16 protein-coding genes are annotated in these 17,085 nt (G+C 60.8%); 8 read left to right on the top strand and 8 right to left on the bottom strand.

What is annotated here, in order from left to right:
- Window positions 1-86: 86 nt before the first annotated feature.
- The 6 genes from HB633_RS13445 to astE are packed head-to-tail and all read left to right on the top strand — an operon-like array spanning window position 87 to window position 7,283.
- Window positions 87-1,298, top strand: a complete 1,212-nt coding sequence (locus HB633_RS13445; protein ID WP_213778570.1) for an aspartate aminotransferase family protein — start codon at window positions 87-89, stop codon at window positions 1,296-1,298.
- Between the two features lie 44 nt (window positions 1,299-1,342).
- Complete coding sequence (gene aruF, locus HB633_RS13440; protein ID WP_213778569.1) at window positions 1,343-2,398, top strand: arginine/ornithine succinyltransferase subunit alpha; 1,056 nt, start codon at window positions 1,343-1,345, stop codon at window positions 2,396-2,398.
- On the top strand, window positions 2,395-3,432 hold the full coding sequence (gene astA / locus HB633_RS13435) for an arginine N-succinyltransferase (RefSeq protein ID WP_213778568.1): 1,038 nt from the start codon (window positions 2,395-2,397) through the stop codon (window positions 3,430-3,432). The genes aruF and astA overlap by 4 nt, the downstream gene beginning before the upstream one ends.
- A 10-nt stretch (window positions 3,433-3,442) precedes the next feature.
- Window positions 3,443-4,918 carry a succinylglutamate-semialdehyde dehydrogenase gene (astD, locus tag HB633_RS13430; protein WP_213778567.1) on the top strand — a complete coding sequence of 492 codons (1,476 nt, stop codon included), beginning with the start codon at window positions 3,443-3,445 and terminating at the stop codon, window positions 4,916-4,918.
- Window positions 4,919-4,927: 9 nt separating this feature from the next.
- A complete protein-coding gene (astB, locus tag HB633_RS13425) occupies window positions 4,928-6,271 on the top strand; it encodes an N-succinylarginine dihydrolase (protein WP_213778566.1) in 1,344 nt (447 codons plus the stop codon).
- Window positions 6,255-7,283 carry a succinylglutamate desuccinylase gene (gene astE / locus HB633_RS13420; protein WP_213778565.1) on the top strand — a complete coding sequence of 343 codons (1,029 nt, stop codon included), beginning with the start codon at window positions 6,255-6,257 and terminating at the stop codon, window positions 7,281-7,283. Before astB ends, astE begins: the two co-directional genes overlap by 17 nt.
- A 6-nt stretch (window positions 7,284-7,289) precedes the next feature.
- On the opposite strand, the gene HB633_RS13415 is transcribed toward astE, so the two are convergent.
- Genes HB633_RS13415 through HB633_RS13400 form a run of 4 tightly spaced genes read right to left on the bottom strand, consistent with a single transcriptional unit; the run spans window position 7,290 to window position 11,999 of the window.
- Window positions 7,290-8,153 (bottom strand): HlyD family secretion protein, encoded by an 864-nt coding sequence (locus HB633_RS13415; protein ID WP_213778564.1) that lies wholly within the window; start codon window positions 8,151-8,153, stop codon window positions 7,290-7,292.
- 21 nt (window positions 8,154-8,174) lie between these two features.
- Entirely contained in the window at window positions 8,175-8,375 is a 201-nt protein-coding gene (locus HB633_RS13410; protein ID WP_213778563.1) for a DUF1656 domain-containing protein, read from the bottom strand.
- Complete coding sequence (locus HB633_RS13405) at window positions 8,365-10,500, bottom strand: FUSC family protein (protein ID WP_213778562.1); 2,136 nt, start codon at window positions 10,498-10,500, stop codon at window positions 8,365-8,367. Before HB633_RS13405 ends, HB633_RS13410 begins: the two co-directional genes overlap by 11 nt.
- 2 nt (window positions 10,501-10,502) lie before the next feature.
- Window positions 10,503-11,999: an efflux transporter outer membrane subunit gene (locus HB633_RS13400; protein ID WP_213778561.1), complete on the bottom strand. Its 1,497-nt coding sequence runs from the start codon at window positions 11,997-11,999 to the stop codon at window positions 10,503-10,505.
- Between the two features lie 173 nt (window positions 12,000-12,172).
- Here HB633_RS13400 and HB633_RS13395 point away from each other — a divergent pair, with 173 nt between their 5' ends.
- Together HB633_RS13395 and HB633_RS13390 are read left to right on the top strand one after the other, a co-directional pair.
- Window positions 12,173-13,111, top strand: a complete 939-nt coding sequence (locus HB633_RS13395) for a LysR family transcriptional regulator (RefSeq protein WP_213778560.1) — start codon at window positions 12,173-12,175, stop codon at window positions 13,109-13,111.
- Window positions 13,112-13,275: 164 nt separating this feature from the next.
- Window positions 13,276-13,437 (top strand): hypothetical protein, encoded by a 162-nt coding sequence (locus tag HB633_RS13390; RefSeq protein ID WP_162916060.1) that lies wholly within the window; start codon window positions 13,276-13,278, stop codon window positions 13,435-13,437.
- A gap of 184 nt (window positions 13,438-13,621) precedes the next feature.
- On the opposite strand, the gene HB633_RS13385 is transcribed toward HB633_RS13390, so the two are convergent.
- From HB633_RS13385 to wrbA, 4 genes are all read right to left on the bottom strand, one after another.
- Window positions 13,622-14,425: a metallophosphoesterase gene (locus HB633_RS13385; protein WP_213778559.1), complete on the bottom strand. Its 804-nt coding sequence runs from the start codon at window positions 14,423-14,425 to the stop codon at window positions 13,622-13,624.
- Between the two features lie 22 nt (window positions 14,426-14,447).
- Window positions 14,448-15,896 (bottom strand): FAD-binding oxidoreductase, encoded by a 1,449-nt coding sequence (locus tag HB633_RS13380; protein ID WP_213778558.1) that lies wholly within the window; start codon window positions 15,894-15,896, stop codon window positions 14,448-14,450.
- A gap of 122 nt (window positions 15,897-16,018) precedes the next feature.
- Window positions 16,019-16,426, bottom strand: a complete 408-nt coding sequence (locus HB633_RS13375; RefSeq protein WP_213778557.1) for a DUF2069 domain-containing protein — start codon at window positions 16,424-16,426, stop codon at window positions 16,019-16,021.
- Entirely contained in the window at window positions 16,426-17,028 is a 603-nt protein-coding gene (gene wrbA, locus HB633_RS13370) for an NAD(P)H:quinone oxidoreductase (protein ID WP_213778556.1), read from the bottom strand. Before wrbA ends, HB633_RS13375 begins: the two co-directional genes overlap by 1 nt.
- Between the last annotated feature and the right edge of the window lie 57 nt (window positions 17,029-17,085).

Genomic DNA, 17,085 nt, shown 5'->3' with positions numbered 1-17,085 from the left:
TGTCGCGTTCACGCAAGACGCGCACGCCGCTCCGGGCTACGATTCGCTGACCTGTCCCCAAGCAAATCCCGCCCAAGGAGCGATTCATGACCGATCTAAACGTGACACGCGGTACCTTCGATGAAGTAATGGTGCCTCTGTTCTCCCCGGCGAATTTTGTGCCCGATCGCGGACTCGGTTCGCGCGTCTGGGACACGGAAGGGCGTGACTACATTGATTTCGCGGGCGGTATTGCGGTGACGGCGCTGGGTCATGCGCACCCCGAACTGCTCAAGGTCCTCCACGATCAAGGCGAGAAACTCTGGCATATCGGCAACGGATATACCAACGAGCCGGTCCTCCGGCTCGCCACCCGTCTCACGGATCTAACCTTCGCCGATCGCGCTTTCTTCGCGAACTCCGGCGCGGAAGCGAACGAAGCCGCGCTGAAACTCGCGCGCCGTTACGCTATCGACAACAGTGGTCCGCAGAAAGTCGAAATCATCTCGTTCACGCAATCGTTCCACGGCCGTACGCTGTTCACGGTCAGCGTCGGCGGTCAGCCGAAGTACGCCGAAGGTTTTGGCCCGACGCCGCAAGGCATCACGCATCTTCCGTATAACGATCTCGCGGCGGCACGCGCCGCAATTGGGCCGCAAACGTGCGCGGTGATCGTCGAACCTGTCCAGGGCGAAGGCGGCGTGTTGCCTGCGGACCCCGTGTTCCTGCAGGGTCTTCGCGACGCCTGCGATCAACACGGCGCACTGCTGATTTTTGATGAGGTACAAACGGGCGTGGGCCGTACCGGAACGTTCTACGCCTACATGGGCTACGGCGTGACGCCGGACATCCTGACGACCGCAAAGGCGCTCGGCAACGGCTTCCCGATCGGCGCAATGCTCACGACCAATAAGATCGCCGCGCATTTCAAGGTCGGCGTGCACGGCACAACGTACGGCGGCAATCCGCTGGGCGCGGCTATCGCGGACAAGGTGGTCGAGCTGATCAGCAATCCGTCCTTGCTCGAAGGCGTGCAGCAACGCAGCGATGCGATCAAGGCGCATCTGAAGCGTATCGATGAACGTTTTTCAGTGTTCAAGGAAATCCGCGGCAAAGGTCTTCTGATCGGTGCGGAACTCGCCGATGCCTACAAGGATCGCGCAAAAGACGTGCTGACCGCAGCCGCGAAACATGGCGTGATCATGCTGATTGCGGGGCCGAACGTGCTGCGTTTTGCGCCGTCGCTGATCATGCCGATGGCCGATCTCGACGAAGGTTTTGCCCGCATCGAAAAAGCTATCGCCGACGTGGCGCAGTGAACGTGCGCACTTCTTCGGCCTCTTTCAACTCAACGGAATCGCCGATGCTCATCGTCCGCCCCGCAACACTCGCCGATCTCGACGCCCTCGAACGCATGGCGCACGCAGCGCATCCAGTGCTGCATTCGCTGCCGCGCGACCGCCGCGTTCTCGAAACGCGCGTCGCGCTTTCAGAAGATTCGTTTCGCGCCGATGTCGAATTCCCCGGCGAAGAGTTTTACCTGTTCGTGCTCGAAGATACGGCGACGGGTGCGTTGCTTGGCACGTCGAGCATCGTGGCATCGGCGGGATATTCGGAACCGTTCTACGCATTTCGCAACGACGCGCTGATTCACGCATCTCGCGAACTCAAGGTGAACCGCAAGATTCACGCGCTCACCATGTCGCACGAACTCACCGGTAAGAGCCGCCTGACGGGTTTCTACATCGACCCGGCGATACGCGAATCCACGCACGATGCCGCCGCGCATCTGCTCTCGCGCGCCCGCATGATGTACGTGGCCGCGAACCGCAAGCGTTTCTCCGATGACGTCTTCTCGCTGATGCTCGGCGTGACCGACGACGCGGGTGTATCGCCGTTCTGGGAAGCGGTGGGGCGCAAGTTTTTTGGCCGCGACTTCGAGCAAGTCGAACTCGAATCGGGCGGTCGGAGCCGCACGTTCATCGCGGAGGTGATGCCGAGTTATCCGCTGTATGTGCCGCTGTTGCCGCCCGAAGCGCAACGCGTGTTGGGCGAACCCGACGACGGCGCGTTGCTCGCGTATGACATCCATCTTGAAGAAGGTTTCGAGCCGGATCGTTTCGTCGATATTTTCGATGCCGGTCCCGTGCTGACCGTCGCGGTCGAGCGCAGCGCCTCGGTGCTGGCGAATGAAGTGCGCACGGTCAGCGGCTTTCCAGATAACGCCGTCGCTTCAGGCACGCCGTACCTGCTCGCTGCCGGCGGCGCGCATGCGTTTCGATGCGCATTGGTCAAGCTGCCGTCATCGCGTGCGAGCGGTGCGCCGCTATCCGCCGAACTGCGCGAGACGCTCAGCGTAAAAGAATCCGATACGGTGCGCTGTGTGCCGCTTCACCAAGCTTCGGGAGAGTTGCAATGATCGTTGTCCGCTGCGTGCAACCTGGAGATGTCGAAGCGCTGGTCGCGCTCGCGCACGAAACCGGACCGGGACTCACCACCTTCAAGCCGGATCGCGACGCGCTGACCGCGCGCGTCGAACGTGCACGGCGTACGCTCGCCAATGAAGCCGCGCCCCACGAAGCCGGTTATCTGTTCGCGATGGAAGATACGGCGACCGGCGATATCGCCGGCGTATGCGGCATCGAAACTGAAGTGGGACTGGAGCAGCCGTTCTACAACTACCGGGTATCGACGGTCGTTCATGCGAGCCGCGACCTGGGCGTCTGGACCAAGATGTCGCTGCTCAACATCTCGCACGATCTGACCGGTTACGCCGAAGTCTGTTCGCTGTTCCTGAGCCCGCGATATAGAACAGCGGGCGTCGGTGGTTTGTTGTCGCGTTCACGCTTCATGTTTATCGCGCAATTCCGCGAGCGTTTTCCGGAGCGTTTGTGCGCTGAGCTACGCGGTCATTTCGATGAAAACGGCGTCTCGCCATTCTGGCAAGCGGTCGGCTCGCATTTCTACCAGATCGACTTCAACGCAGCGGACTATCTGAGTTCGCACGGCAAGAAATCGTTCCTGGCCGAGTTGATGCCGCGTTATCCGGTCTATCTCGCGATGCTGCCCGAAGACGCGCAAGCGGCGGTTGGCCTGACGCATCGCGACACCATGCCCGCGCGCAAAATGCTCGAAACTGAAGGGCTGCGCTACGAAAATCACGTCGACATCTTCGATGCGGGGCCCGTTCTCGAGTGCCATACAGCGGACTTGCGCACCGTGCGCGAAAGCGTGTTGGTGACGGTGCGTGTTGGCGAGCGTAACGAGAACGGCGAGGCTCGAAGCCTTGTTTCAAATACATCGCTCGATGATTTCCGTTGCGGCGCGACGTTCGGCATTCCGGAAGACGGATCGTTCTTGTTGACCGAAGATGAAGCTACTGCGTTGCGCGTGAAAGCAGGCGATACGGTGCGTGTTTTAGCGTCGCAACCGCGCCCGAAGAACGCAAGTTAAGGACACGAACATGACTACGATTTCGACTCAATTGTTTATCGATGGCGCTTGGAGCGATGGCAGCGGCGCGCCGTTTGCATCGTGTAATCCGGGCAATGGCGAAGTGGTTTGGGAAGGGGCGAGCGCATCGGCGCAAGACGTCGATCGCGCGGTACTTTCTGCACGACATGCGTTTGCTTCGTGGTCCGCGTTGACGCTCGACGAACGTATTTCGATCACGCGCCGCTTTGCCGTGCTGCTGAACGAAAACAAGGAAACGCTGGCGCATACCATTGGTCATGAAACGGGCAAGCCCTTGTGGGAAGCACGCACGGAAGTCGCGACCATGGCCGCCAAAGTCGATATCTCGATCAAGTCGTATCACGAGCGTACCGGCGAGAAACGCCAGGATATGGCCGATGGCGTTGCGGTCTTGCGGCATCGGCCGCATGGCGTCGTGGCGGTGTTCGGACCGTACAATTTCCCGGGGCATTTGCCGAATGGGCATATCGTGCCGGCGTTGATCGCGGGCAACACTGTCGTGTTCAAGCCGTCGGAATTCGCGCCCGCCGTGGCCGCGCTTACCGTCGATCTCTGGGCGCAGGCCGGCTTGCCTTCGGGCGTGCTGAATCTGGTTCAGGGCGAGAAGGACACGGGTATTGCGCTCGCCAATCATCGGCAGATCGATGGCCTGTTCTTCACCGGTAGTTCGGATACCGGAACATTGTTGCATCGGCAATTCGGGGGACGTCCCGAGATCGTGCTGGCGCTTGAGATGGGCGGCAACAATCCGCTGGTCGTCGCCCATGTCGAGGACATCGACGCTGCCGTGCATCACACGATCCAGTCGGCGTATCTCTCCGCCGGACAGCGTTGCACGTGCGCGCGACGTCTCTTCGTTCCCGATAACGCGTTCGGCGAACGCTTCACGCAACGTCTGATCGACGTGACATCGAAGATCAAGACCGGCGCTTTCGACGCCGATCCGCAGCCGTTCATGGGTGCGGTGATTTCGGCGCGCGCGGCGTCGAAGCTCGTGCTGGCGCAGAAGCAATTGATCGAAGCTGGCGGCAAGCCGTTGCTTGAAATGACGCAGCAATCGAATGAACTCGGCTTCGTCACGCCGTCGATCATCGACGTGACGAATGCGCAGAACGTGCCCGACGAAGAACACTTCGGCCCGATGCTGCAACTCACGCGTTACGCCACGTTCGATCAGGCGATAGAACGCGCGAACGATACGGCTTACGGTTTATCCGCAGGCCTTCTCGCCGACGACGCAGCCACGTGGACGCATTTTCAGCACACCATTCGCGCGGGCATCGTGAACTGGAACCGACCGACGAACGGCGCGTCATCGGCGGCGCCGTTTGGTGGTATCGGCCGGTCCGGCAATCAGCGCCCGAGCGCGTTCTACGCGGCGGATTATTGCTCGTACCCGATGGCGTCCGTCGAAAGCACCCAGTTGCTCATGCCCGCGAGCGTCTCGCCCGGCCTTCAGTTCTGAGGATCCACGATGCAAGCATTCGAAGCGAACTTCGACGGGCTGGTCGGCCCGACGCACAATTACGCGGGGTTGTCGTTTGGCAATGTCGCGTCGCGCAACAACGAGAAATCGGCGGCGGATCCGAAAGCGGCTGCGAAGCAAGGCCTGCGCAAGATGAAACGCCTTGCCGACCTTGGTTTTTATCAGGGCGTGTTGCCGCCGCTTGAACGGCCGTCGCTGAAGTTGTTGCGCAGTGTCGGCTTCACGGGCACGGATGCTGAAGTCATCGAACGTGCGTCGCGTGAAGCGCCGGAGTTGCTCGCGGCGGCGAGTTCGGCGTCTGCAATGTGGACCGCGAACGCTGCGACTGTCAGCCCATCGGCGGATACGAACGATGGCCGCGTGCATTTCACGCCGGCGAATCTCAGCACGAAGTTGCATCGCGCGATCGAGCATGAAGAGACGCGCCGTTCGCTGGCATCGATCTTCTCCGATGAACAACGCTTCAAGATTCATCACGCGCTGCCCGGCACGCCCGCTTTAGGCGACGAAGGCGCGGCGAATCACACGCGGTTTTGCCGCGAATATGGCGAGAAGGGCGTCGAATTTTTTGTCTATGGCCGCAGCGAATATGGTCAGGGCACGGCTGAACCCAAGCGTTTTCCGGCGCGTCAAACGCTCGAAGCCAGCCGCGCGGTCGCGCGCCTGCACGGTCTTTCCGATGACGCCACCGTGTTCGCTCAACAGCTTCCCGACGTGATCGATGCCGGCGTGTTCCACAACGACGTGATTGCGGTCGGCAACCGCAATACGCTGTTCTGCCATCAACGTGCGTTCCTCGATCAGGCAAATGTCTACGATCAGCTTCGCGCAAAACTCGATGCGCACGGCAGCGCGTTCACCGCAATCGAAGTCCCGGAAGACGAAGTCAGCGTGGCCGATGCGGTATCGTCATATCTGTTCAACAGCCAGTTGCTGACGCGTCCCGATGGCCGGCAAGTTCTCGTCGTGCCGCAGGAATGCCGCGAGAATGCGCGCGTCGCCAAGTACCTTGATTCCTTGGGCGCGCGGCATACGTCGATTGACGACGTACTCGTTTTCGATCTGCGCGAAAGCATGAAGAATGGCGGCGGCCCGGCATGCCTGCGCTTGCGGGTCGTGTTGAACGACGCGGAACGCGCGGCGGTGAACCCCGGCGTATGGATGAACGACGCGCTCTTCGCGCAACTCGATGCGTGGATCGACACGCATTATCGTGATCGTGTTGCGCCGGCGGATCTCGCTGATCCAAAGCTGCTCGATGAATCCCGCGCGGCCCTCGATGCGCTGACTGGTATCCTCAAGCTGGGTACACTCTATGACTTCCAGCGCTGAGACCACCATGTTCGCGAACTTTCTCGACTTTGTCATCGATGGAAAAAAGCCTGCGCTGACCGAAGGCACCTTGCCCAACGGCGTGAAGTGGACGTGGCTCGGCGATGGCATCGTGCGCTTCGAGCCTGACCATGAAGTACAGCAGAGCGTGGTGGCATCCGCGGGAATTCATGGCGACGAAACTGCGCCCATCGAAATCCTTTCGGCGCTCGTGGCGGACATCGCAAGCGCAAAGGCGCCGTTGAAAAGCCGCTTGCTGGTGATCTTCGGCAATATCGATGCAATGCGTGCGTCGTGCCGTTATCGCGATGACGATCTGAACCGCTTGTTCAATGGACGCCACCTGACGCTCGCGGCGAGTCATGAGTCGCCACGCGCGGCCGAGCTTGAAAACGTGACGCGCGTTTTCTTTGCAGAGGCCGATTCCACGCATGCGAAGTGGCACATCGACATGCACACGGCAATCCGTCCGTCGGTGTTCGAGCAATTCGCGTTGCTGCCTTACACGGGCGCGCCGTTGTCGCGATCGATGTTCGACTGGCTGCAGGACGCGGGCTTATCGGCGGTGCTATTGCACAAGGAAAAGTCGAACACGTTCACGCATTTCACGGCGGAACAATCGGGCGCGCTGGCCTGCACGCTTGAGCTCGGAAAGGTGCGTCCGTTTGGGCATAACGACCTGACGCGCTTCGCCGCATCCGATGCAGCGTTGCGTCGCCTGATCGCCGCCGAACCGCCGCTGGCGAAAGCGGGCGACACGTTGAAGGTCTTCACTGTAATCAGTCAGATCACCAAGCAGAGCGAGGCGCTCAAACTGCACATCGCCGGCGACGTCGCAAACTTTACGCCGTTCGAACGCGGCACGATGCTGGCCGAAGACGGCGACTATCGCTACGAAGTCACGCACGACGAAGAACGGATCGTGTTCCCGAACCCGACCGTGAAGCCGGGATTGCGCGCGGGGCTGATGGTAATCGATACAACCGAAGATACGTTCAAGGCGTTGACTTGAACGTGCTCAGCTCGACGGCGTGACCGTCACCGTACACGTGGTCCCGGCGGCGAGCATCAGTCCGTCCGGCACTTCATCAATACGTATGCGCACGGGCACGCGTTGGGCGAGCCGGACCCAGTTGAAGGTCGGGTTCACGTCGGCGAGCAGTTCGCGGCTTTCGGGATTGTCGCGGTCGTAGATCCCGCGCGAAATGCTTTGCACGTGGCCCTTCAATACGCCGCCACTCATCAGCCGCATCTCGGCTTTATCGCCGACACGCACATGCGGCAGCTTCGTTTCCTCGAAGTATCCATAGACCCAGAACGAATGGCTATCGACGATGGCGAGCTTCGCTGCGCCCGCTGTTGCGTAGTCGCCGCGATGTGTGTTCAGGTTCGTCACGTAACCGTCCACCGGCGCGATGACTTTGGTGCGTTCGAGATTGAGTTCGGCGGCATCGAGCGCGGCCTGAGCCTGCTGCAGATTCGCGGCGGCGCCTGAAGCGGCTTGCGTGGCGTTGTCGCGCGATTCCTTCGATACCACTTCGTTATCCATGTCGGCGCGGCGCGCGGCGTCGTCGCGACGCATGCGCAGTTCCGCGTTGCGGGCGGCGACGTTCGCTTTAGCCTGTTCGACGGCGATCTTGTAGTGCGCGGGATCGATTTGCATCAGCAGGTCGCCCTTGTGGACGAACTGGTTATCTACGATGGGCATCTCTACGACCGCGCCCGAGACGTCGGGCGCCACGTTGATCACGTCGGCACGCACGCGCCCATCGCGGGTCCAGGGTTGATCCATGTAGTGCACCCAGAGCACGCGTCCTATGAATATCGCCGCGCCAAAAATAAGCGCCGTCATGACGATGCCAAAGATTTTCCTGATGATCATGATGCGGTTTTAGTCCTTCAATTATTGGTACACCGAAAGCCCGAGCAGTCCGCACACGCACACGAGCAGGCACGCGCGAAACAGCGACGGATGCCACACGACGCGATACAAACCCGTCAACGCAAGCACCCGGTCGATGATCCAGGTCGCCATTCCGCCGGCGATGAACAACAGCAGGATGGCCGGAACGTAGGCATCGAGGATCGCAATATCACGCGGCATGCAGAGCTCCTTGGGTGTCGTGAAGCGATGCCATCGGCGATTGTGGATCGAGCAATGCAGTACGAACGAAATGAAGCTGGCTCAGCATTCGCTGCAGGCGATGGCGTTCGTCGCGTGATTCGATTTCGGTATCGAGCAGCGCGCGGAGGTCGTCTATGGCAATCGAGGTCGCCGACAAAGCCTTTTCAAAACGTGACGACGTTGGGTGATCGAAGAGACGCGCCACGTGATGTATCGCTTCCTTGATCTTCATGTACCCGTTGCCCGCATGCCTGATTTCAGTTCGCAGATCGATCACGGCATGGCCCACTTCAAGCACCACGAAAAGCCAGCGCAACGCCTCGCGCTGAGATGCTTCGTTGCCGGCGGCGAGGGCATCGAGTTGCGAAAGCAGATCGCGCGCACCGCTTTCAAAGCGCATCGCGAGGCCAGTCAAACGAGCCTTGCTAGCGGTCACGACCTGCAATCGCAATTCGCGCAACAACAATCGGCGCAGCCATGGCGCGTTGGTCGGCAACAGCACGGCGAACGCGACGGCGCAGACAAGCATGGAAATGACGAGCGCGATGGCGTCGTTGATGAATCCGGACGGGTCGTACTGGATGACGTTATCGGGACCGGCGAGGAAGCAGAAGAAGATGCAATAGCCAAGGCCATAACCCATCATGCCGCGCCGCGTCGTGAGGAATGCGCCGAGCATCAGGAACGGCACGAGCGCTGCGGACATCAGCATGAAGCCATCCATGAGCGGGTACAGCGCAAAGACCACGATCATTCCCGCTATGGCCGCAAGCGTGGTGCCGCCAGCCATCTGAAAGGCCATCTGCGTGGGCCTCGGCGATGCCGACGCAAGTGCAACCACCGCGGCTGCATCGAGTACGGCCGTTCCGCCGCTTGGCCACGCGGACAAAATCCAGAAGCCGCTGAGAATCATGATCACGATAAACGCCCGCACGCCGGACACGCTCGCCGCCAGCATGCTGGTCTTCGGCACATAACGGGTGACGCGCTGTTCGCGCTCATGTGACGGCACGGCAAGCGACGCGTAGGTTTGCGCGTACGCGTGCAGGTCATCGACAAATCGATATAGCAACTCGGCGGCGGTATCGAATTCAAGGCGGTTGGCCGCTTGATCGAGCTTCAGCCGCTCGGCCCGGATGCGCCTGGGCAACGCTGCCTTGAAGGCATCGAGTTGCGCGGCGGCGTGCACGGCATCGGCGGCATTGTTCACTGGCGCGCCCTTGGCGGTCAGCAATGGCGAGACCTCGCGAAAATACGGCCCCAGCGCTTCGACCGTCGGCGTCGCGCCTTCCATGCGCAGACGATTCATCAGCTGGTGCAGCGCATGAAGCCGCGTGGAGACGCTCATGAACTCCGCGTTCAGCCGCGCGACGCGGCCGCTGCGCATGCGGGTATCGGGATCTTCGAACACGGCGACGCTGCGCTGCGCCTCCAGCCCGACGATATCCGCCACGAACGCCGCGTTGATGCGCTCGATTTGCGCTCGGTCGATATCGCCGCCGAGCGCCTTCGAGATGTAATCCACAAACCCGCTGAAACGGCGCCGAACGGTCGCACGGACCTGTTCGCCCGCATGACGCGGAAACACGAGCGCGCTCACGGCGCCCGCGCAGACAATGCCGAGCGACACTTCGGCAACGCGCGTCATCGCCGTGAGGAACGCCGCGTCCGCGTGCTGCGCGGCCGGCACGCCGATAAGCGCCGCCGTGTAACCCGACAACACGAACCCATACGACCGGAAGTTGCGGTTGCGCGCGGCACCCGCTGTGCAGATTCCGACCCAAAGCGCCGTCGCAGATAAAAACATCACCGGTTGCTGGGAGAACAGGCTGATCAATATGAGCATTACGATCAGGCCGACAAGCGTTCCGCAGAATCGATAAAAGCTCTTGGCGAGCACCATGCCGCTTTGCGGCTGCATCACGACAAAGACGGTGGTCATCGCGGTGCGCGGTTGCGGCAGGTCGAGCCGCATCGCAATCCAAAGTGTGAGCAGTGCGGCGAACACGGCCTTGAAGACGAAGAGCCACGCGACGCCTTCCGTACGCGCCCAATCGGCGAGCAAGGGATGCAGTGGCTTGAATGTGGAAGCGGTCGTCGACATGTTCATTCGCTTTTCGCAAACGGCCCGATGTGTTTCGCCGGGAGCATCCGGGAATCGGCGGGACTGTCGCTGGAACTATCGATACCGCCGCCTAGCGCTGCCGAAAAAGTCGCATACACCGCGAGCCTGTCCGCGCGCACGCGCGCCTCGCCGTCCTGAGCGCGCAGCAATTGCGTTTGCGCGACGAGCACGTTGAGGTAATCGGTCAGGCCGCGCTTGTAGCCCTCGTCGGCCAGGTGATAGCTTTTTTGGGCGGCGGCGACCGAGCGGCCGGCCGCATCGAGTTGCCGGTCGAGCGACTGGAGGCGCACGACCTGATCGGCGACGTCCCGCAAAGCGCCGACGAGCGTCGCGTTGTACTGGTCGACGGCCTGATCGTATTGCGCCGATGCCGCCCCGAGCTGGGAGCGTAGCCGTCCGCCTTCGAATATCGGCAGCGTCATGGCCGGACCCGCGCTCCAGCCGCTGCCGTTGCCGGTCAGGAAAGTGAAGAGGGCGCCGCCCGCCGACATTTGAGAAAGCGACGCCATCAGATTGACGTTGGGATAGAACTGCGCCCGGGCGACATCGATACCACGCGCCTGCGCCGAAACGGTCCAGCGCGCGGCGACCACGTCCGGGCGGCGTCCGATCAGTTCGGCCGGAAGCGCCGATGGCAATCCCAATGGCGTTGCAAGCGACAAAACCGGGCGCGTGATCGTATCCCCAGCGCCCGGACCCGCGCCCGCAAGCGCCGCAAGCTGGTTGCGGTAAAGCGCGATGGCTTCGTCATAGGTCTCGAGCTGACGCTCGTAATCGGGCAGCGACGCTTCAGCCTGCGCCACTTCGAGCTGCGTCCCAATCCCACCCTGCAGCCGCCGGCGAGCGCGCGCGGCGATTCGCTGCTGCTGCTCGAGCGTCGATTGAGCGATATCGCGCAATGCAAATCCCTGCGATAACCCGATATACGCGCGCACCACGTTCGCTTCGAGTTCGAGTTGCGCGGCGCGTGCATCGGCGGCTCGGGCATGGGCGGCGTCAAGCGCGCGGTCTGCCGCGTTCCGGTCGCGGCCCCACAGATCCAGGTTATACGAGAGCTGCAGCGCGCCTGTGTCGTTCCAGGTGGTGACGTCGTTGAACTTGCCCGGACCGTAGTAGGCGTTTTCTGGCCAGCGCTTGCGATTGATCGATAGCGACCCGTCGACCTGCGGCGAAAGCGCCGATTCGGCGATGCCAGCCAGCGACCGCGCCTCGCGCACGCGGGCCGCGGCCAGCGCGAGCGAGGGACTTCCGGCCTGGGCGCGCTCGATCCAGGCATCGAGCTGTGGATCGTTGTAGGAGCGCCACCATGCCGATGCGGGCCAGCCTGCATCGGCATCGGCTGCACGCAACGAAGCGCCGGCATCGAGCGATGACGGGGCCTTCAGGGAATCTTCGGGACCGACGTTTTTAGTGCTCGCGCAGCCTGCTATTGTTAAAATAAATGTAAGAACCATCGGTACGATGGTCTTTTTCAGCATCCAATCTAGCAAAATTAGTTCTCAAATCTCATTGAGACGGGTGATGAAGATTGTATTTTTGCCCTCATTATGAAAAAACCGGTAAAAATGCAAAGCATCTTTACGCATTTCGATGTAATCGAAGCTGCTCACCGCGCAACAATGGCGCATAACTTGGAAGAGACTCAGGGCTAATGGATACCCTCCAGAACATGCGGGTGTTTTCACGGGTCGTGGAGGCCGGCAGCTTTACTGCAGCGGCGCACCAGTTGAATACGACGACGGCATACGCATCGCGGGCCGTTTCCGACCTCGAAGCACATCTACGCACCCGTTTGCTCAACCGCACGACGCGCCGGATCGCGCTCACGGAGGCGGGCGAACGGTATTTGCAGCGATGCGAGCAGATCCTTGCGTATGTGGACCAGGCCGAGGCTGAAGCCGGAGACGCTCACGCCAGGCCGTCCGGCAAACTGAAGATGCATGCCATGGCGGGTATCGGCCAGCACTACATCGTGCCGATGATTTCGCGATATCAAAAGCTGCATCCATCGGTGCAAATCGATCTGACACTGGCCTCGCGCGTGCCTGACTTGCTGGATGAAGGTTTCGACGTATCGATCGTGCTTGGCAGCGAACTGCCGGATTCGGGACTGGTATCGCAACGGCTCGGCAGCGTGTTCACGATTGCCTGCGCATCGCCGGGATATATCGAGGCGCACGGTGTGCCTCAATCCGTGGCCGATCTCAACGAGCACACGTGTCTGCAGTTGGTCACGCCCGCATTTCCGCCAACACGATGGACCTTCGATGGCCCGAACGGGCCGGAAAGCGTCACGCTCGGTCCGACGCCGTTTACGGTGAACGTGGCTGAAGCCATGGCTGTGGCGATCAGCGAGGGCATGGGCGTTGGCGTATTGCCTACGTCGTCCGCATTGCCCGCGTTGCGGGCGGGAACAATTGTGCGGGTGTTGCCTGAATACACCATGCAATTGTTCAATGTATTCGCGCTTTATTCGTCGCGGCAGTATCTGGATGCAAAAATCCGCACGTGGGTGGATTTTCTGCGCAGTGAGTTGCCTGGCGCACTTGCCGCCGATGAAAAATTGCTGCAAGAATTTGTGGCGGCGTAAGCTTATGAGCAGGAGAATAGGAGTCAGCGAACGCGGATCGTTTGATTCTGCCGCGGTGCAACACTTGCTTACTTCTATTTCAGCCTCATGTTGTTAGCTTAAGGGCTGGTTTCAGTTTCATCGACTCACTTTTACCGATTTTCTGACATTGTCCGAGGAAGGTTATGAATACGCCGTTGATGTTCGCTATCTACGCACTGCTTGGATTGATCGCCGTGCCCGCTACTCGTGAACTGCTGCGTACCGCACGTGAAAACGCGAAACGTGCGCGCCTCATTCCGATTCGCATCGACGAGCGCAAGAACCGCCAGTCACGCGACCGCTAAGAGCGAAGAAGACCGGTTTGCCGGTCTTTGTTTTCGCTCAGCCGCTTAGCTAGACGCCGTTCTGAACCGAACAGCAGGTCTGTAACAGGCCGGGCGAGCCGCGCCCTGGAAATTGTCCGGGCGGTATTCGTTACCGTTCCGTCCCCGCGCATGGGCTCCGCGGAAGATAGACAGTGCCTGGTGATCAGATTTCGACCACCTTATCCCACTGAAATGCCGGGTTCTCCGGCAAACCCGTGCGCCGGTCCCGGTAACCGCGCGGATTGCAAACGACCCTCGTTCCCTCCACGACATAATCGAACGCCGTATGCGTGTGTCCGTGTACCCATAACGCAACGGGCTCGCGCACGAGCAACGGCAAGTCGCTGACAAATGACGCCGATACCCTGTCTGTCGCATATTTCTCGGCAAGACTGTCCCGAAGTGGTGCATGGTGTGTGACGACGATCGTCTTGCCTTCGAAAGGCTTGGCCAGTTCCTCTTTTAACCATGCAAGCGCTTGCTGGTGCAGCGCCAGTGAATCGCTCGCGGTGAACGAACGCGGCTCGTCCTCGGGCTCAGGCCACGCAACCTGAATCACGCCTCTGAAGTCGACCATCACGCGCTCGGCTTCCTGCATGGAAATGCGCAACGCTTCGTCGCTCGATCCATACAACGCAAAGTCCGTCCATAACGTCGTGCCCAGCACGCGCCATTTACCGTACCGATCGATCAGCGCACTGTTGTTCAGGAAATGCACGTTCGACAAGCTGTTTGCGGCGTCTTTCATTGCGGTCTCAAGCGCACCAAACTCCCCGTCGTAATACTCGTGATTGCCGGGCACGTAAATCACTGGAACATCCGGACCGAAGTTCTCCGCCGCCCAGCGCAGGCCTTCGGCGTGATTGTGAATATCGCCGGCAAGCACGACGAGATCAGACTCGGCATATGGAATGGCGAGCGGCTCGTCGTGTTCGAGATGCAGATCTGACAGGACACGAATCTTCATAGTGGTTTTCTCCTCGATACCTTCACGATGCACGTACGTCCGGCAATACCTTGGCCGGGTTCATCAAGTTTTCCGGGTCGAGTGCGGTCTTGATCGCACGCATCAAGCGAATTTCGACTGGGGACTTGAAGTGCATTGCCTCTGCTACCTTCAATTGTCCCAATCCATGTTCGGCGCTGATGCTGCCGTGATACGCATTCACGCGTTCATAAACAAGTGAGTTCACGCTCGCCTGATGTTCAGCGAGGAAGACTTTCGGATCGATGCCTTCCGGCGCCTGCACGTTGTAATGCAGGTTGCCGTCGCCGAGATGCCCGAACGTCACCATGCGCACTCCTGGAATGGCCCGGGCGATAAGCGCATCCGTTTCCGCGATGAAATCCCCGATGCTCGATATCGGCACTGAAATATCGTGCTTGATGTTGAGTCCTTCCTGGGCTTGCGCAAGCGGAATGTGTTCGCGCAGATTCCAGAAAGCCCTTGATTGAGAAAGGTTCTCCGCGACCACCGCGTCTTTGACGAGGCCTTGTTCCATCGCGTGTTCCATCAGCCGTTCGAAGAGGGCGCGCCCGTGTGCTTCGCTTTCGTTATCGGACAGTTCGAGCAGCACGGTCTGCCCGTGCGGTTCAGAGAAGGGATAACGCATCTGCGGGAAATGCGTGGATACGAGATGTAGCGCAAAGTCCGACATCAATTCGAAGCCAGTCAGCAACGGCCCGGCATAACGCTGGGCAGTGGCAAGGAAATCGAGCGCGGCGTGAGGGGATTTAAGCGCGGCCAGCGCCGTGACGCGAGCGACCGGCGCCGGGTGCAGCTTCATCACTGCGGCAGTAATGATCCCAAGTGTTCCCTCCGCGCCAATGTAGAGATCGCGTAGGTCGTAACCTGTATTGTCCTTGCGCAGCCCGCGCAAACCGTTCCAGATATCGCCTTGTGGCGTGACGACTTCCAGGCCGAGGCACAACTCCCGCGTGTTTCCGTAGCGCAGCACGGCAGTGCCGCCGGCGTTCGTCGAAAGATTGCCGCCGATCGTGCAACTGCCTTCAGCCGCGAGACTGAGTGCGAAAAGGCGTTGTTCCTGTTCGGCGCGCGTCTGCATGTCGGCTAGAATCACGCCTGCTTCCACGGTGATGGTGTTGTTGATCGGGTCCACGCCGCGGATACGGTTCATGCGGCGCAAGCTGATCACCGCCTGCGTGCCGCTGGCGTCGGGCGTGGCTCCGCCCGAATGCCCCGTGTTGCCGCCTTGCGGCACGATCGGAACGCGATGTTCGCGCGCAAGCCGCACGACCCGTGCAACCTGTTCCGTGTCACCCGGCAGAAGCACAGCGCATGTTTCACCTCGATAGCGCTTGCGCCAGTCCGTCAGAAACGGCGCTGTGTCGTGCGTATCGGTCAGGACATTGGCGACGCCAATTGCTTCGATGCAGGCTTCTACGAAGTACTTCGAACGGTCGTTGGTTGCGGTCATGAATGTGGGTTGCTTCGTTGGCTATGGCGTGAACAGCAGGCATTGACACAGTATTGCTCGTTCGCGGCCTTCGGGAAACCTGGCCGAATGGCATAGGGCTCCGTCATGCCGGCGATTCCGTGCTACAAACCATTCTGGTCCGCAGCGGCCTTGATTCCCTGGCGCTTCGCCGCGCGTGCGGCACGCTTGAACGGAGCGACAAAAGCCAGCGCGCAGACGAAGTACACAAGCGCAAGCAGCGCTTCAATCCAGCCGAGCCGCGCCGACAATCCACCGTCCGTCATGCCGCGGACAATGCCTTCGGCGAGGTAAAGCAGGACAAGCATGGAGGCCCATTGCAATGTGTACACGTTGCGTCTGAATGTGCCTCGAAGCGCAAACGCGAGCGGGATCGCTTTGAGTGCGAGCGCAGAACCGCCGGGACGCAAAGGCGCGAGCCACAGCTCCCATAAAAGCGATAACACGATCAGCGCGATCAGGCTGATTAGCGCGATGCGTGCGGGGCCTGCATTGTCCGCCGTGGTACTCATCAAGCGCCGCGCTGAAGTTTGAGCGCAGTCTGGGCGAGGCGCGTGCCAAGGGCGATGGCGAGCGTCCTCTCGTCAGCGGAAATTCCGCTGTCGGCCGTTTCAGCGCGCGCGAAGTGCGACGCGCCGTAGGGCGTGCCGCCCGTTTGCGTGGTGGTCAGCTTCGGCTCGGTGTACGGAATTCCCACGATCAGCATGCCGTGGTGAAGCAAGGGCAGCATCATGGAAAGGAGGGTGCTTTCCTGGCCGCCGTGCAGGCTGCCCGTGGAGGTAAAGACGCTGGCGGGTTTGCCGGCCAGCGCGCCGGAAAGCCACTGCGGCGAGGTGCCATCGAGGAAGTATTTCAGCGGCGCCGCCATGTTGCCGAACCGCGTCGGCGAGCCGAGTGCCAGTCCGGCGCATTCCTCGAGGTCGCGTACTTCGGCGTAGGGCGGGCCATCGGCAGGAATATCCGGCTGGGTGGCTTCGCAAACGGTCGAGACAGGGGGCACAGTACGCACGCGCGCCTGCATGCCGGGCACGCTGTCGACGCCTTGCGCGATCGCCTGGGCGAGTTCGCGGGTGGCGCCGTTGCGGCTGTAATAGAGCACGAGAATGTCGTTCATGAGCCTTTTCGGTGAACGGGTATTATAAGGACCGGGTGTGCGAACGTGCTTTTGGCC

Origin of the sequence: Caballeronia sp. dw_276 (assembly GCF_018449635.1) — a bacterium.
Taxonomy (GTDB): Bacteria; Pseudomonadota; Gammaproteobacteria; order Burkholderiales; family Burkholderiaceae; genus Caballeronia.
The sequence above is the reverse complement of the archived record's forward strand: the minus strand, read 5'-3'. Positions and strand labels throughout refer to the sequence as shown.

Bases quoted from the DNA above. Each gene is read 5' to 3' on its own strand.
- HB633_RS13390 (WP_162916060.1), top strand. From the start codon at position 13,276: ATGAATACGCCGTTGATGTTCGCTATCTACGCACTGCTTGGATTGATC.
- HB633_RS13405 (WP_213778562.1), bottom strand. From the start codon at position 10,500: ATGTCGACGACCGCTTCCACATTCAAGCCACTGCATCCCTTGCTCGCC.
- HB633_RS13410 (WP_213778563.1), bottom strand. From the start codon at position 8,375: ATGCCGCGTGATATTGCGATCCTCGATGCCTACGTTCCGGCCATCCTG.
- astD (WP_213778567.1), top strand. From the start codon at position 3,443: ATGACTACGATTTCGACTCAATTGTTTATCGATGGCGCTTGGAGCGAT.
- wrbA (WP_213778556.1), bottom strand. From the start codon at position 17,028: ATGAACGACATTCTCGTGCTCTATTACAGCCGCAACGGCGCCACCCGC.
- HB633_RS13380 (WP_213778558.1), bottom strand. From the start codon at position 15,896: ATGACCGCAACCAACGACCGTTCGAAGTACTTCGTAGAAGCCTGCATC.
- aruF (WP_213778569.1), top strand. From the start codon at position 1,343: ATGCTCATCGTCCGCCCCGCAACACTCGCCGATCTCGACGCCCTCGAA.
- astA (WP_213778568.1), top strand. From the start codon at position 2,395: ATGATCGTTGTCCGCTGCGTGCAACCTGGAGATGTCGAAGCGCTGGTC.
- astB (WP_213778566.1), top strand. From the start codon at position 4,928: ATGCAAGCATTCGAAGCGAACTTCGACGGGCTGGTCGGCCCGACGCAC.
- HB633_RS13415 (WP_213778564.1), bottom strand. From the start codon at position 8,153: ATGATCATCAGGAAAATCTTTGGCATCGTCATGACGGCGCTTATTTTT.
- HB633_RS13385 (WP_213778559.1), bottom strand. From the start codon at position 14,425: ATGAAGATTCGTGTCCTGTCAGATCTGCATCTCGAACACGACGAGCCG.
- HB633_RS13445 (WP_213778570.1), top strand. From the start codon at position 87: ATGACCGATCTAAACGTGACACGCGGTACCTTCGATGAAGTAATGGTG.
- HB633_RS13375 (WP_213778557.1), bottom strand. From the start codon at position 16,426: ATGAGTACCACGGCGGACAATGCAGGCCCCGCACGCATCGCGCTAATC.
- HB633_RS13395 (WP_213778560.1), top strand. From the start codon at position 12,173: ATGGATACCCTCCAGAACATGCGGGTGTTTTCACGGGTCGTGGAGGCC.
- astE (WP_213778565.1), top strand. From the start codon at position 6,255: ATGACTTCCAGCGCTGAGACCACCATGTTCGCGAACTTTCTCGACTTT.
- HB633_RS13400 (WP_213778561.1), bottom strand. From the start codon at position 11,999: ATGCTGAAAAAGACCATCGTACCGATGGTTCTTACATTTATTTTAACA.